The 14,070-nt window shown below is 70.0% G+C and carries 15 protein-coding genes and 1 pseudogene (1 of these 16 cut by a window edge); 12 read left to right on the top strand and 4 right to left on the bottom strand.

Features of this window, described 5'->3' with window-relative positions:
* Together ACFP2V_RS37625 and ACFP2V_RS37620 are read left to right on the top strand one after the other, a co-directional pair.
* Window positions 1-664 (top strand): annotated as a pseudogene (locus tag ACFP2V_RS37625) (RDD family protein) (it extends 937 nt beyond the left edge of the window).
* 133 nt (window positions 665-797) lie between these two features.
* The gene (locus tag ACFP2V_RS37620) at window positions 798-1,520 is read left to right on the top strand and encodes an RDD family protein (RefSeq protein ID WP_381220891.1); all 723 of its coding nucleotides are present in this window, start codon (window positions 798-800) and stop codon (window positions 1,518-1,520) included.
* Window positions 1,521-1,581: 61 nt separating this feature from the next.
* Here the strand turns inward: ACFP2V_RS37620 and ACFP2V_RS37615 are convergent, their stop codons facing one another.
* Entirely contained in the window at window positions 1,582-1,872 is a 291-nt protein-coding gene (locus ACFP2V_RS37615) for a hypothetical protein (RefSeq protein ID WP_381220888.1), read from the bottom strand.
* A gap of 379 nt (window positions 1,873-2,251) precedes the next feature.
* On the opposite strand from ACFP2V_RS37615, the gene ACFP2V_RS37610 reads away from it, so the two are divergent.
* Window positions 2,252-4,609, top strand: coding sequence for an immune inhibitor A domain-containing protein (locus tag ACFP2V_RS37610; RefSeq protein WP_381220885.1), 2,358 nt, complete (start codon window positions 2,252-2,254; stop codon window positions 4,607-4,609).
* 124 nt (window positions 4,610-4,733) lie between these two features.
* Window positions 4,734-5,078: a hypothetical protein gene (locus ACFP2V_RS37605; protein WP_381220882.1), complete on the top strand. Its 345-nt coding sequence runs from the start codon at window positions 4,734-4,736 to the stop codon at window positions 5,076-5,078.
* 249 nt (window positions 5,079-5,327) lie between these two features.
* On the opposite strand, the gene ACFP2V_RS37600 is transcribed toward ACFP2V_RS37605, so the two are convergent.
* Window positions 5,328-5,915 (bottom strand): nicotinamidase, encoded by a 588-nt coding sequence (locus ACFP2V_RS37600; RefSeq protein WP_381220879.1) that lies wholly within the window; start codon window positions 5,913-5,915, stop codon window positions 5,328-5,330.
* A gap of 92 nt (window positions 5,916-6,007) precedes the next feature.
* The gene (locus tag ACFP2V_RS37595) at window positions 6,008-7,360 is read right to left on the bottom strand and encodes a nicotinate phosphoribosyltransferase (protein ID WP_381220876.1); all 1,353 of its coding nucleotides are present in this window, start codon (window positions 7,358-7,360) and stop codon (window positions 6,008-6,010) included.
* Window positions 7,361-7,459: 99 nt separating this feature from the next.
* Here ACFP2V_RS37595 and clpS point away from each other — a divergent pair, with 99 nt between their 5' ends.
* The 7 genes from clpS to ACFP2V_RS37560 all read left to right on the top strand — a co-directional run bounded on the left by clpS (window position 7,460) and on the right by ACFP2V_RS37560 (window position 12,477).
* Window positions 7,460-7,777 carry an ATP-dependent Clp protease adapter ClpS gene (gene clpS / locus ACFP2V_RS37590; protein ID WP_381220874.1) on the top strand — a complete coding sequence of 106 codons (318 nt, stop codon included), beginning with the start codon at window positions 7,460-7,462 and terminating at the stop codon, window positions 7,775-7,777.
* Between the two features lie 76 nt (window positions 7,778-7,853).
* The gene (locus tag ACFP2V_RS37585; protein WP_381220872.1) at window positions 7,854-8,456 is read left to right on the top strand and encodes a DUF2017 domain-containing protein; all 603 of its coding nucleotides are present in this window, start codon (window positions 7,854-7,856) and stop codon (window positions 8,454-8,456) included.
* Window positions 8,457-8,947: 491 nt separating this feature from the next.
* Window positions 8,948-10,375 carry an amino acid permease gene (locus ACFP2V_RS37580; RefSeq protein WP_381220869.1) on the top strand — a complete coding sequence of 476 codons (1,428 nt, stop codon included), beginning with the start codon at window positions 8,948-8,950 and terminating at the stop codon, window positions 10,373-10,375.
* 84 nt (window positions 10,376-10,459) lie between these two features.
* Window positions 10,460-10,882, top strand: coding sequence for a M67 family metallopeptidase (locus ACFP2V_RS37575; RefSeq protein ID WP_381220866.1), 423 nt, complete (start codon window positions 10,460-10,462; stop codon window positions 10,880-10,882).
* Between the two features lie 131 nt (window positions 10,883-11,013).
* Window positions 11,014-11,109: a putative leader peptide gene (locus tag ACFP2V_RS37570; RefSeq protein ID WP_324618299.1), complete on the top strand. Its 96-nt coding sequence runs from the start codon at window positions 11,014-11,016 to the stop codon at window positions 11,107-11,109.
* Window positions 11,110-11,233: 124 nt separating this feature from the next.
* A complete protein-coding gene (locus tag ACFP2V_RS37565) occupies window positions 11,234-11,521 on the top strand; it encodes a MoaD/ThiS family protein (protein ID WP_381220863.1) in 288 nt (95 codons plus the stop codon).
* Between the two features lie 5 nt (window positions 11,522-11,526).
* Entirely contained in the window at window positions 11,527-12,477 is a 951-nt protein-coding gene (locus tag ACFP2V_RS37560) for a PLP-dependent cysteine synthase family protein (protein ID WP_381220860.1), read from the top strand.
* Window positions 12,478-12,577: 100 nt separating this feature from the next.
* Here ACFP2V_RS37560 and ACFP2V_RS37555 read toward each other — a convergent pair whose 3' ends face one another.
* Window positions 12,578-13,066: a type II toxin-antitoxin system PemK/MazF family toxin gene (locus ACFP2V_RS37555; RefSeq protein ID WP_381220857.1), complete on the bottom strand. Its 489-nt coding sequence runs from the start codon at window positions 13,064-13,066 to the stop codon at window positions 12,578-12,580.
* Window positions 13,067-13,269: 203 nt separating this feature from the next.
* Between ACFP2V_RS37555 and ACFP2V_RS37550 the strand changes: the two genes are divergently transcribed.
* Window positions 13,270-14,022: an MBL fold metallo-hydrolase gene (locus ACFP2V_RS37550; protein WP_381220854.1), complete on the top strand. Its 753-nt coding sequence runs from the start codon at window positions 13,270-13,272 to the stop codon at window positions 14,020-14,022.
* The last annotated feature ends 48 nt before the right edge of the window (window positions 14,023-14,070 follow it).

Raw genomic sequence — 14,070 nt, 5'->3', positions numbered from 1 at the left:
CGCCCCCGCCCCCATGTCAGCCCCCGCTTCCGCCTCCCGGCCGCCGGCGAGCGGTCACGGTGGCGGTCAGTCGTCCTGGGCGCAGCAGGCGCACCGGCTCGCGGACGGGGAGGAGGCGCCGGTCGTGCCGTGGAAGCCGCCGGTCGAGGACATCTTCCAGGCCGCCGCCAGGCGTCAGGCCTCGGCCCGCCCCGCGGGGCTCGGCAAGCGGCTGATCGCGCGACTGCTGGACACCGTCGTCCTCGGCGGCGTCACCGCCCTGGCCGCCGTACCGCTGGGCATCGCGGCGGCGGACCACGTCAACGAGAAGATCGACACGGCCAAGCTGTCCGGCGAGACCGTCACGGTGTGGCTGCTCGACGGCACCACGTCGGTGTACCTGGGCATCGTCCTCGCCGTCCTCCTCCTCGGCGGTGTCCTCTGCGAGGTGCTGCCCACCGCCAAGTGGGGCCGCACCCTGGGCAAGAAGCTGCTGGGGCTCGAGGTGCGGGACATCGAGGGGCACGACGTGCCGGGATTCGGAGTGGCCCTGCGCCGCTGGCTGGTCTACAGCATCCCCGGACTGCTCGTCGTCGGGGTGGTGGGCGTTCTGTGGTGCCTGTTCGACAAGCCGTGGCGGCAGTGCTGGCACGACAAGGCCGCGCACACGTTCGTGGCGGGCTGACTCCGGCCGGAACCACGGGAACCAGACGGGGAATCATCTCTTCGGACCGGCTGCGCGGGCGGGCCGCGACGCCGGTACTCCGGACGGCGGATCGCCGGATGCGCGACCGGGGGGTTCGCGGTCGACTCGGGCCATGAGTACCGAACCGCCCCCCGGCTCCGGTCAGCAGCCGCCGGACGACGACCCGTTCAAGAAGCACCCCCCACCCGGTGGCCAGCCCCCGCCGCAGCAAGGCGGCGGCCCTTACGGCGGCGGTCCGTACGGGAGCGGGGGCGGCGACCCCTACGGCGGTGGTGGCGGCGGCCCGTACGGTGGTGGCGGCGGTCCGTACGGGGGAGGGGGCGGGGGCCCCTACGGGGGAGGCGGTGGCGGCCCGTACGGCCCTGACCCCGGCGACCCCCTCGCCGGGATGCCGCCCCTCGCCGACAGCGGCAGGCGCACCCTTGCCCGGCTCATCGACATGATCCTGGTGGGCCTTGTCGTCTGGCTGCTCACCTGGCCGTTCGGCGTGAGCGAGTACACCGTGAACGGCGACGAGGTCAACGTGGGCAAGTCCTTCACCCAGTCCATCGTCGCCGCGGTCCTCTACATCGCCTACGACACCATCCTGATGTCCCGCTCCGGGCAGACCCTCGGCAAGAAGTGGCTGAAGCTGCGGTTGGCCGACCTGTCCACCGGCTCGACGCCCTCCGTGCAGACGTCACTGCTCCGCGCCGCCGTGCTGTGGATTCCGTTCGCTTTCTGCTGCGCCTGTGTGTGGACCGTGATCGCGGGCGGCTGGAGCTTCTTCGACAAGCCCTACAAGCAGGGCCTGCACGACAAGGCCGCCAAGACGGTCGTGGTCAGCACCCAGTGACGCGGCGCCGGCCGGGACCGGCCGGCGGGCCCCGGTGACGGACACCCGCGGCCGGCCGGTATCAGGAAACCGCCCGCTCCCGTACGGCTTCACGGGCCGGCACGGTCGCCGGTGACGGGAGGGTCGCCCGGACCGGCTCCCGCGGCAGGGACCGCAGCACCGGGGCGGGGCGGGATTTCGACTGGGGCACCGTCATGGCCACCAGCAGCCCGAGAACGAGCGCCATGACGGCGACGAGCGCGATGCCCGCGCCCGAACTCGTCTGTGACAACAGCAGCAGGGCGAAGGTGGAGAAGACCACGGTGCACGAACCGTAGGCGAGCTGAGCGACAGTCGGACGGGGCATGGCCATCGTGTCCTCGTGAGTCGGGGGCTGTCGGCCTGGCATTCCACCGGCTCAACGGTGTGCCGCCAAGCGACTCTAACCGCGAGCGTGCCCGAGCGGAACGCACAGTAAGCATGACCTAACCGGCAGGGCTGGTGCACGGGGGGCGCACGGAGTCATCTCGACGGCGAAACAGTCGTCCCATGTCCGTAAATGGCCCCTCCGTGTCCGTAAAGCGAACCCCGCCTCCGCGTAATGCAGTTGAACTGTTCCAGTCAAGGTCTGTTTTTTCTGCTGAACCTCTAGTCAAATGTGGTCACTTGACTACACGCGTTGATCACGTGTGCGCGGCTATCCGTCATCCGGACCCCACCTTCGCGCACACGCACGCCAGAGGGGATCTCAAGTGACCAGTAGACCCTGGACGTTCAGAGCGGCCGCGACAGGTGTGGCACTCGCGGCGGTCACCGCCACCTGCTCTGCGTTCACCGTGGCCCAGGCCGACCCGGCCGGCGGGCCCGACCGGCCGGCCGGTGTGGACCGGCAGGACCCGGCGGAGCACAACCACGTCGAGCACGACCTCGAGGGCCCGCTCTCCAAGACACAGGACGCCCGGCGCCAGGAGGCCCTGAAGCAGGTCATATCCGGCGAGTCCTCGGTCAAGGACCGGGGCGGTTCGAAGGTCGTCGAACTCAAGGGCAAGGGCAAGGGCAAGGGCAAGTACGTCGAGCTCGGCCGCGAGAAGACCGACAAGATCTTCACGATCCTGGTCGAGTTCGGCGACGGGATCGACAGCCGCTACGGCGGCGCCCCCGGCCCGCTGCACAACGAGATCGCCGAGCCGGACCGCAGCAAGGACAACTCCACCGCGTGGCAGGCGGACTACGACCGGAAGCACTTCGAGGACATGTACTTCGGCACCGGCAAGGGTGTCGAGTCGGTCAAGACGTACTTCGAGAAGCAGTCCTCGGGCCGCTACTCGGTCGAGGGCGAGGTCTCCGACTGGGTGAAGGTCCCTTACAACGAGGCCCGTTACGGCTCCAACGAGTGTGTCCCCGACAACTGCGCCTGGTACGCGGTGCAGGACGGGGTCAGCGCCTGGGCCGAGCAGCAGAAGGCGGCCGGCAAGACCGACGCCGAGATCAAGGCCAAGCTCGCCGAGTACGACCAGTGGGACCGCTACGACTTCGACGGCGACGGCGACTTCAACGAGCCCGACGGCTACATAGACCACTTCCAGATCGTGCACGCCGGTGAGGACGAGTCCGCCGGCGGCGGCGTCCAGGGCGAGGACGCGATCTGGGCCCACCGCTGGTACGCCTTCGGCACCGACGCCGGTGCCACCGGCCCCGACTCCAACCGGCTCGGCGGCACCCAGATCGGCGACACCGGCATCTGGGTCGGTGACTACACCATCCAGCCGGAGAACGGCGGACTCGGCGTCTACGCCCACGAGTACGGCCACGACCTCGGTCTGCCGGACCACTACGACACCGCGGGCGGCGAGAACTCCACCGGCTTCTGGACCCTGATGTCCTCCGGTTCCTGGCTCGGCACCGGGAAGAACGAGATCGGCGACCTGCCCGGCGACATGACCGCCTGGGACAAGCTCCAGCTGGGCTGGCTGGACTACGACACGGCCAAGGCCGCGACGAAGTCCAAGCACAAGCTGGGCTACACCGAGTACAACACCAAGGACGAGCAGGCCCTCGTGGTCGAACTGCCCGAGAAGGCGGTCACCACCGAGGTCGTGGTCCCCGCCGAGGGCAAGACCCAGTGGTGGAGCGGCAGCGGTGACGACCTGCGGAACACGCTGACCCGTTCCGTGGACCTCACCGGCGCCTCGACGGCCGAGCTCACGCTCGACGGCTGGTACGAGATCGAGGCCAACTACGACTTCCTCTACGCCGAGGTCTCGACCGACGGCGGCGCCAACTGGACCGCCCTGGACGGCACGGTGGACGGCCGGCCGATCCCGCGCGACGGCAGCGACAAGCCGGCCCTGCACGGCACGGTCGACGGCTACAAGCCGCTGGCCTACCCGCTGGACGCCTACGCCGGTCGGAAGATCGACCTGCGCTTCCGCTACCAGACCGACGGCGGCCTGGCGATGAAGGGCTTCACGGCCGACCGGATCTCGGTCACCGCGGACGGCACCGCGCTGTTCACGGACAACGCCGAGACCGCTGACGCCGCCTGGACGGCGAACGGCTTCTCCCGCATCGGCGCGTCGTTCACCAACGACTACGCGCAGTACTACATCGCCGAGAACCGTCAGTACGTGTCGTACGACAAGACCCTGAAGGTCGGCCCGTACAACTTCGGCTTCGCGAACAGCCGTCCGGACTGGGTGGAGCACTTCCCGTACCAGAACGGCCTGTTGATCTGGAAGTGGGACACCTCGCAGGCGGACAACAACACCAGCCGGCACCCGGGCACGGGCCTGGTCCTGCCGGTCGACGCGCACCCGACCGCGCTGAAGTGGTCCGACGGCACGCTGATGCGCAACCGCATCCAGACGTACGACTCGACCTTCAGCACCTTCCGCACGGACGGCATCACGCTGCACAAGAGCGGCGTCGCGACCAAGATCCCCTCCTCGAAGGGTGTGTCGGTCTTCAACGACCGCACCCACACCTACTACGACGCGGCGAACCCGGGCGGCGGCGTCAAGATCACTGACACCAACACGAAGATCAAGATCGTCAATGAGGCCAAGGATGGCTCGACGATCCACCTCGAAGTAAGCCGCGCAACGAAGTAAACAGCGTCTTACCAGGTCAAAACGTGTTCGGCGGCAACCCCACTGGCGGGTTGCCGCCGATCCGTGTTTAGGTGCGTCCTGTGACGCTCTTATTGACACCTGGCCCGACGGGGGTATGAATTCCATGGCCGCAGGAGGCTTCAGCAAGCTGCCGAACGGCACCGTGGTGGTGGCACTGAACCTGCCCAGCCCGGCCGCCGCCGGCACCGGCTCGGTGCGCTTCCTCGTGCACGCGGGCAACAGGGCACGCGCCCTGACGAGGCTGCGCAACCTGGGCCTGCGGGCCGTCTACCTGCGAGGCAACGCGGCTCCGCCGAGCCCCGACGAGATCACCGCGGTGCTGCACCACCCCGACGGCCTCATATGGCGCACGGCCCCCGACAGCGCGGTCCTGCCCGGCCCCGAGCCGACCGTGGAGCTGTGGCATCCGATCAGAGCGCTGCTCAGGCGCCCCGCGGCCCCCGCATGACCTTGCGGGGGCCCGTCAGCCCTGTCGGCCCCGGCCCCGGGTCACGTGATCGGGTGAAGCGCCCGCCGTGCGTTGCGGGAACCAAGCGCGCACACCGTGCCGACCGGGAACCAGGACGGCACACCCGGGCTCTGCCCGGCAAACCGGGCAGGTTCCCTCCCGGCCGGTGTTGAGGGAGCAGAACCCCGCGAGCCGCCGGCTCGGGGGCTTCCCGAGCCAGGGCTCCCCCTGCTCGAGCCGGGGGAGGGTTCAACGCACGACCGGCTTCCCCGAGAGTTCCACACCCGCCTCGCGCAGCTCGTCGAGCGCCCGCTCGGTGGTCTGTGCGGCCACCCCCGCGGTGAGGTCCAGCAGGACCTGGGTGCGGAAGCCCTCGCGGGCGGCGTCCAGGGCGGTGGCCCGGACGCAGTGGTCGGTGGCGATGCCCACCACGTCCACCTCGTCGATCTCGCGGGCGCGCAGCCAGTCGGCCAGCGCCACGCCGTTCTCCTCGGCCCCCTCGAAGCCGCTGTACGCGGCCGAGTACGCCCCCTTGTCGAAGACGGCGTCGACCGCGCCGGAGGTGACCGCGGGGGCGAAGTTCGGGTGGAAGCCGACGCCCTCCGTCCCGGCGACGCAGTGCGCGGGCCAGGAGCGGACGAAGTCGGGATGGTCGGCGAAGTGGCCGCCGGGGGCGATGTGGTGGTCGCGGGTGGCCACCACGTGCTGGTACCCGGCGGGCACCCGTGCGATCAGCTCGGTGATGGCGGCGGCCACATCCGCACCGCCGGAGACGGCGAGGCTGCCCCCCTCGCAGAAGTCGTTCTGCACGTCAACGACGATCAAGGCGCGGCGCATGGTCGGATTCCTTCAGCCAGGGGTCGGTCAGGGGGACAGGGATCAGGGGACGGGGGATCGCGGACAGGGGGCCGGGGATCGCGGGACAGCCGTTAGCTACCCGAGCCCAGGTGCAGGTACTCCGTCGGAATGACGGGTTCCCCGCGGGACAGCTGGGTCGCGGACAGGGGCAGGCCGGCGCGGGCCGCGGCGTGCCGTTCGCGGAGCCGGTCCAGCGGCTCGCGCGCGGTCGCGGTCACCTCGCCGCCCTTGACCAGCTCCACCAGCAGCTGCCGGTCGACCAGCTCCTCGGGCACCTGCCCGGTGCCGATCACCTCGGCCTCGGCGACACCGCGCTCGTCCAGCCGTCGCGCGGCCCACTTTCGGCCGCCGATGGAGGTCTTGCCGCCGGTGGACCGTTTCGCCACGGGCACCAGCGGCGCCCCGGTGTCGGCGGACTCGGCGCGGGCGACCAGCTTGTAGACCATGGAGGCCGTCGGGTGCCCGGAGCCGGTCACCAGCTGGGTGCCGACGCCGTACGAGTCCACCGGCGCGGCGGCCAGCGAGGCGATGGCGTACTCGTCGAGGTCCGACGTCACGGTGATCTTCGTGCCGGTGGCGCCCAGCTCGTCCAGCTGCTGTCGCACCCGGTGCGCGACCAGGAGCAGGTCACCGGAGTCGATCCGGACCGAGCCCAGGCCCGGGCCGGCGACCTCGACGGCCGTACGGACCGCCTCGGCCACGTCGTAGGTGTCCACGAGGAGCGTCGTACCGGCGCCGAGGGAGTCCACCTGCGCGCGGAAGGCGTCCCGCTCGCTGTCGTGCACCAGGGTGAAGGCGTGGGCGGAGGTGCCCACGGTCGGGATGTTGTAGCGGAAGCCGGCCGCCAGGTCGGAGGTGGAGGCGAAGCCGCCCACGTAGGCGGCCCGGGAGGCGGCCACCGCGGCCAGCTCGTGGGTGCGCCGGGCGCCCATCTCGATCAGCGGCCGGTCCCCGGCGGCGGAGGACATCCGGGAGGCCGCCGCGGCGATCGCCGAGTCGTGGTTGAGGATCGACAGGATCACCGTCTCCAGCAGCACGCACTCCGCGAAGCTGCCCTCGACCCGCATGATCGGCGAGCCCGGGAAGTACACCTCGCCCTCCGGGTAGCCCCAGATGTCCCCGGAGAAGCGGTAGCCGGCCAGCCGGTCGAGGGTCCGCCCGTCGACGACGTTCTTCTCGCGCAGGAAGTCGAGGACGGGCCCGTCGAAACGGAAGTTCTCCACCGCGTCCAGGACCCGCCCGGTGCCGGCCACCACGCCGTAGCGGCGGCCGTCCGGCAGGCGCCGGGTGAAGACCTCGAACACGCTGCGCCGTTCGGCGGTCCCGCCGCTCAGGGCGGCCTGCAGCATCGTCAGCTCGTAGTGGTCGGTGAAGAGTGCGGTCGACGGAACAGTCACCGGCAGCCCAAGGTCCGCTGTGTTCATACGACGGATGCTACCCCCTTTTCGTCGCTCTGACGATTTAGGTTCGCCGTCCCGGCCCGCGTACGCCGGTTTGTACTCCCGGCCCCTTCCGGTGGCAGCATGGGCAGTGTGACGTCACCCGCACCCCTGGAGATCGAACGCACCGAGTCGGCGGAAGAGGTTTTCGCCGTGCCCGAGTCCGACGTCCCCTGGATCACCCTCGTCCACAACGACCCGGTCAACCTCATGAGCTACGTGACGTACGTCTTCCAGACGTACTTCGGCTACTCCAAGGACAAGGCCACCAAGCTCATGCTCGACGTCCACCACAAGGGCCGGGCCGTCGTCTCCAGCGGCACCCGCGAGGAAATGGAACGCGACGTCCAGGCCATGCACGGCTACGGCCTGTGGGCCACTCTCCAGCAGGACCGGAAGTAGCCCGCCGACAGGACCGAAAAGCAGCCCGCCCGTGACCCGCCCCCGCCCGCAGGACCGGAAGTAGCGAATCGCCTCCATGTCAGGACACTTCGAACCGCTCCCCGGCGGCGGCGCGGCCGTCGCCCTCGACGACGTCGAGATCTCCATCATCCGGTCCCTCGCCGTGCAGCTCATGGAGCTGATCGGCCCCGGCCCGGCCGCGGAGGTCTCCGGCGACCCGCTCGCCGAACTCTTCGCCGAAGGCCCGAGCGAACCGCCCGCCGACCCCGTGCTGCGCCGGCTCTTCCCGGACGCCTACGGCGACCCCGAGGAGCCCGCCTCGGTCAAGGACACCGGAGAACAGCGGGCGCACTCCGCGGAGTTCCGCCGCTTCACCGAGAACGACCTGCGGGCCGGCAAGCGCGAGAACGCCCTCGCGGTGATCCGCTCCCTGGACGAACTCACCGCGGCCGGCGGGAGAGGGGCGGTGCTCGAACTCTCCGCCGAGGAGTCCCGGCAGTGGCTCGGCGCGCTGAACGACCTGCGCCTGGCGATCGGGTCCCGGCTGCAGATCGACGAGGAGGACGACACCGACCTTCTCTTCCACCTCCCGGACGAGGATCCGCGCAAGCCCATGGTGATGGCGTACCTGTGGCTCGGCGGCCTCCAGGAGACCCTCGTCTCGACACTGATGCCGTAGAGCGAGCCAGGCGCGCCAGGCCCGCCGCAGCGCCGCGCGGCCCTGCGACGAGGTCGTGCGGCGCGGCCCTGCAACGCGGCCGCGGCGCCCGCCGCGGTGCGGCGCCGCGCTCTCGGCGTGGAACGCCGCCCATGCCGTACATCTGATCGGGATGTCCGGAAAAGTCCGCCGACGTGTTCGCTCAGAGAACACTCAAGTCCGCGTGACGATCCTGTCAAGGTCTCCGCCGCTCCTGCGCTCTTCAGGTGATGTTCGTCCGCTTCTTCCTGTGTTGTGCGACACAAGCGGCTGCTGATCAGTGTTGCGGCCGTGATAAATCTGCACGACCGCCCGGCGAACACCACAGGTGTACTCGCCGGGTGCGCCACCGAGCCGGCGACCGCCGGCCAGGCACGAGCGGACACGCTCAGCTCCATCAGTCCGGGGGGGATCGAGACCCGGTCCGGGGCCGGACAACGGCCCGGACCGGCATGGAGAAAGGCGCGGTACATATGGCCTCACCGCAGGTCGACACGGAGTCCGTACCCGGAGAAGGGTACGAGCGCGGCCTCAACAGCCGGCAAGTCCAGATGATCGCGATCGGCGGCGCCATCGGCGTCGGTCTCTTCCTGGGGGCCGGGGCGAACATCGCCAAGGCCGGACCCAGCCTGATCGTGATGTACGCCCTCGCCGGTGTGATCATCTTCTTCATCATGCGGGCGCTCGGCGAGCTCCTGCTCTACCGCCCGGTCTCGGGCTCCTTCGCCGAGTACTCGCGGGAGTTCCTCGGCCCGTTCTTCGGCTACTTCACCGGCTGGACGTACTGGCTGATGTGGATCGTCACCGGTATGGCCGAACTCACGGCCGCCGCCATCTACATCAACTACTGGTTCCCGCAGATCCCGCAGTGGGTCACCGCTCTGGTCTTCCTGGTCCTCCTCTTCGGGGCGAACCTGATCTCGGTCAAGCTGTTCGGCGAGATCGAGTTCTGGTTCTCGATGGTCAAGGTCACCGCGATCATCGGCATGATCGTGATCGGCCTGGGCGTCCTCACCTTCGGCTTCAGCGCCGCCGGGGACACCGCGGCCGTCTCCAACCTCTGGGCCGTCGACGGCTTCTTCCCCAAGGGCATCGGCTCGTCCCTGATGACCCTCCAGGGCGTCATGTTCGCCTACCTCGCCGTCGAACTCGTCGGCGTCACGGCGGGCGAGTCCCAGAACCCGGAGAAGACCCTCCCCAAGGCGATCAACACCCTGCCCTGGCGCATCGCCCTGTTCTACGTCGGTGCCCTGACCGTCATCCTGTGCGTCGTCGAGTGGACCGAGTTCGCGCCGGGGGTCAGCCCCTTCGTCGCGGCCTTCGCCCGGATCGGCATCCCGGCCGGTGCCGCCATCGTCAACTTCGTCGTCCTGACCGCCGCCCTGTCCTCCTGCAACTCCGGGATGTACTCCACGGGCCGCATGCTGCGCACCCTCGCGGACAACGGCGAGGCCCCGGCCGTCTACCGGCGGCTGTCCTCCACCAAGACCCCGGCGCTGGGCATCGCCACCTCCGTGGTCTTCATGGGCATCGGCGTCGTCCTGAACTACGTCGTCCCGGAGAAGGCGTTCGGCTACGTCACCTCCCTCGCCACCGCGGCCGGCATCTGGACGTGGCTGATGATCCTCCTCAGCCACGTCCGCTACCGCCGGGAGGTCGTCGCGGGGAGGCTCCCCGCTTCCTCCTTCCCCGCCCCGGGCGGCTCGCTGTGCTCCTACATCGCCATCGCCTTCCTGCTCTTCGTCACCGTCCTCATCGCGATCGACGCGGACGCGAGGATCTGCCTCTACGTGATGGCCGGCTGGGCCGCCGCCCTGGGAGCCGGCTGGGCAGTCCTCAGGGACCGAAACCCGCAGGTCACCCAAGGCCGTGAGCCGGACCTCGAGAAGATCGACGACTAGGACGCTCCCACCCCGCGTCCGGCATGCGGGCCACTCCGTACCACCCCTCGGTACGGAGTGGCCCGCATGCTTATCCTGAGCCCCATGCTGACCATCACCCAGGAGCTGTACGACCGGATCGTCGCCCACGCGCGCGAGGACCACCCCGACGAGGCGTGCGGAGTGGTGGCGGGCCCGGCGGGCTCCGGCCGCCCCGAGCGTTTCATCCCCATGCTGAACGCGGCCCGCTCACCCACGTTCTACGAGTTCGACTCGAAGGACCTGCTCAAGCTGTACCGCGAGATGGACGACAACGACGAGGAGCCGGTGATCGTCTACCACTCGCACACCGCGACCGAGGCACACCCCTCCCGCACCGACATCGCCCTCGCGAGCGAGCCCGGCGCCCACTACGTCCTGGTCTCCACCGCCGACACCGACGGCCTCGGCGACTTCCAGTTCCGCTCGTTCCGGATCGTGGACGGCGAGGTCACCGAGGAGGAGGTCAAGGTCGTCGAGGCCTACTGACCCCCTCCCGACGCCCGCTCGAGCAGCACCGGCCGGGCCCCGGCCCGCCCCTTCCCACATACCGACCGGTCATCTTCCGAAGTGTGAGACGGCACTCGGATCCGGCCATCGGGAATCGATACGATGAGCCCATGGTTCTCCATGACGTGAGCGACAGGACGCCGGGCAAGCTGCTCGTGGCGCGGCTGCACGTCGACCTGTGCAGACTCGCCAGCGCCATCTGTTGACACCGAGCCTCCCGCCGTACGGCCCGTGAGCCCCGGCGACTTCACCACATACGCACACCCACGCACCACCCGCGCCGCCGCGCGCCCACCGACCAGACGACCACACCGACAGGAGTCCCACGCCATGGCCATCGAGGTCCGGATCCCCACCATCCTCCGCCAGTACACCGACGGTCAGAAGGCGGTGGAGGGTACCGGAAACACCCTCACCGAGCTCTTCGCCGACCTCGAGACCCGGCACGCGGGCATCCGGGCCCGCCTCATCGACGACACCAAGGGCGACCAGCTGCGCCGCTTCGTCAACGTCTACCTCAACGACGAGGACGTCCGCTTCCTCGATGGCATCAACACCAAGCTGACCGACGGCGACAGCGTCACGATCCTGCCGGCCGTGGCCGGCGGCGCGGCCTGATCCGAATGCGCTACGACTCCCCCCTGGCCGCGGTCGGCAACACCCCGCTGGTGCGTCTGCCGCGGCTCTCGCCGTCCGCAGACGTCCGTATCTGGGCGAAGCTCGAGGACCGCAACCCGACCGGCTCGATCAAGGACCGTCCGGCCCTGTTCATGATCGAACAGGCGGAGAAGGACGGCCGGCTGACCCCGGGCTGCACCATCCTGGAGCCGACGTCCGGCAACACCGGCATCTCCCTGGCCATGGCCGCCAAGCTCAAGGGCTACCGCATGGTGTGCGTGATGCCCGAGAACACCTCGCAGGAACGCCGCGACCTGCTGTCCATGTGGGGGGCGGAGATCATCTCCTCCCCGGCCGCCGGCGGCTCCAACACCGCCGTGCGGGTCGCCAAGGAGATCGGCGCCGAGCACCCGGACTGGGTGATGCTCTACCAGTACGGCAACCCGGACAACGCGGGCGCCCACTACGCGACCACCGGCCCGGAGATCCTCACCGACCTGCCCTCGATCACGCACTTCGTGGCCGGCCTCGGCACCACCGGCACCCTCATGGGCGTCGGCCGCTACCTGCGCGAGCACAAGCCGGACGTGAAGATCGTCGCCGCCGAACCCCGCTACGACGACCTCGTCTACGGGCTGCGCAACCTCGACGAGGGCTTCGTCCCCGAGCTGTACGACGCCTCCGTCCTCACCACCCGGTTCTCGGTCGGCTCCGCCGACGCCGTCACCCGGACCCGTGAACTCCTCCAGCAGGAAGGCATCTTCGCCGGTGTCTCCACCGGGGCCGCCCTGCACGCCGCGATCGGCGTCGCGAAGAAGGCACTCCAGGCGGGGGAGAGCGCCGATGTCGTCTTCGTCGTCGCCGACGGCGGCTGGAAGTACCTGTCGACCGGTGTCTACACCGCCGCCACGACGGAGGAAGCCATCGAAACGCTCCAGGGCCAGCTCTGGGCGTGACCCACGAGGGCAGGCCGAACACGAGGGCGGGCCGAGCACGAGGGCAGGACGAAGGGGCCGGAGATCCACTCCGGCCCCTTCGCCGTTCCGCCGCGCGTGGTCACCGAGCCAGATACCGGACCCGGTCCCACACCGCCGGGTCGACGACCCCCACCCTGCGCCGGAACTCCCGTACCGGGACCTCGCGCAGCTCGTCCGTCTCCAGGAAACTCGCCCGGCCCCGGGCGTCCCCGACGGATCCCGGCGGCAGCGGGATCACCCCGGCACGTCCGTCCCGGAAGCGTGTCGTGATCTTCGCGACGGTCACCCGCTCCCCGCGCACCGCCAGCACCAGGCACGGCCGGTCCTTCGACGCCCCGTCTCCCCCCGACACCCCGTCCCCCACCCGCGGCACATCCTCGTAGGGCACGTCCGCCCACCAGATCTCCGTGGGCCGGGGCCGACCACCCCCCTCGTCCGCACCGGGCCCCGCTCCGGCCGGCGCACTCCGGACGCGGGGCCGGTGCCCCCGGCCCCATCCGTCGACGAGCGCGGCGACCAGCGCGAGCAGTACCACCGCGACGAGTGCGAGCCACCACGACGTGTTCATGACCCGACCGTACCGGCGCGGGCCACAGCCGTGCGCTCTCTCGCACGCCCCACGTGACCCGCTTCCAGCCGAACCAGTGACAGCACAGGTGAGTTCCCCCACAACAGCCCCTGGCGGAGGAGCGACCACAGGTTTTGCGCCTTACGCTCGACAAACCGCACGACCCCCGTTTTCACTCCCCCGCCAGCGGAGGTTTCTGCTTCATGAAGCTCACCGTCGTCGGCTGCTCGGGGTCGTTCCCGTCCGTGGAATCGGCCTGTTCGAGCTACCTCGTCGAGGCCGACGGCTTCCGGCTGCTCCTCGACATGGGCAACGGCGCCCTGGGCGCGTTGCAGCGCCACTGCGGTCTCTACGACCTGGACGCGATCTTCCTCAGCCACCTGCACGCCGACCACTGCATCGACATGTGCGCGTACTTCGTGGTGCGCTACTACCGGCACGACGGAGGCCGCTGCGACCCGCTCCCGGTCTACGGACCGGAGGGCACGGAGCACCGGCTGACCACGGCCTACGCCGACACCCCCTCGGCCTCCTCCATGAGCGAGGTCTTCGACTTCCACACGGTCAAGCCGTCCACCTTCGAGCTCGGCCCGTTCGTCGTGCACACCGAACGCGTCGCGCACCCGGTGGAGGCGTACGCCATCCGTCTCGAGCACGGAGGGAAGTCGCTGACGTACTCCGGCGACACCGGGGTGAGCACGGCGCTCGACGAACTCGCCCACGACACCGACCTGTTCCTGTGCGAGGCCGCTTTCACCGCCGGCAAGGAGAACATCCCCGACCTGCACCTCAACGGCCGCGAGGCGGGTGAGTCGGCGGCCCGCGCCCGTGCCCGCCGGCTGGTCCTCACCCACATCGCCCCGTGGACCGACCCGCAGGTCAACCTCGCCGACGCGCGCGCGGTCTACGACGGGCCGGTGGAACTGGCGGCGCCCGGCGTGACGTACGTGATCTGACCACCCGTACCCGCCCGCAGGCCCGCCCGCTCGCACCGAGGCCCCGGA

The organism is Streptomyces incanus (genome assembly GCF_042656345.1).
Taxonomy (GTDB): Bacteria; Actinomycetota; Actinomycetes; order Streptomycetales; family Streptomycetaceae; genus Streptomyces; species Streptomyces incanus.
Note: the sequence above shows the minus strand (reverse complement) of the source record. Positions and strands in the feature narration are given on the sequence as shown.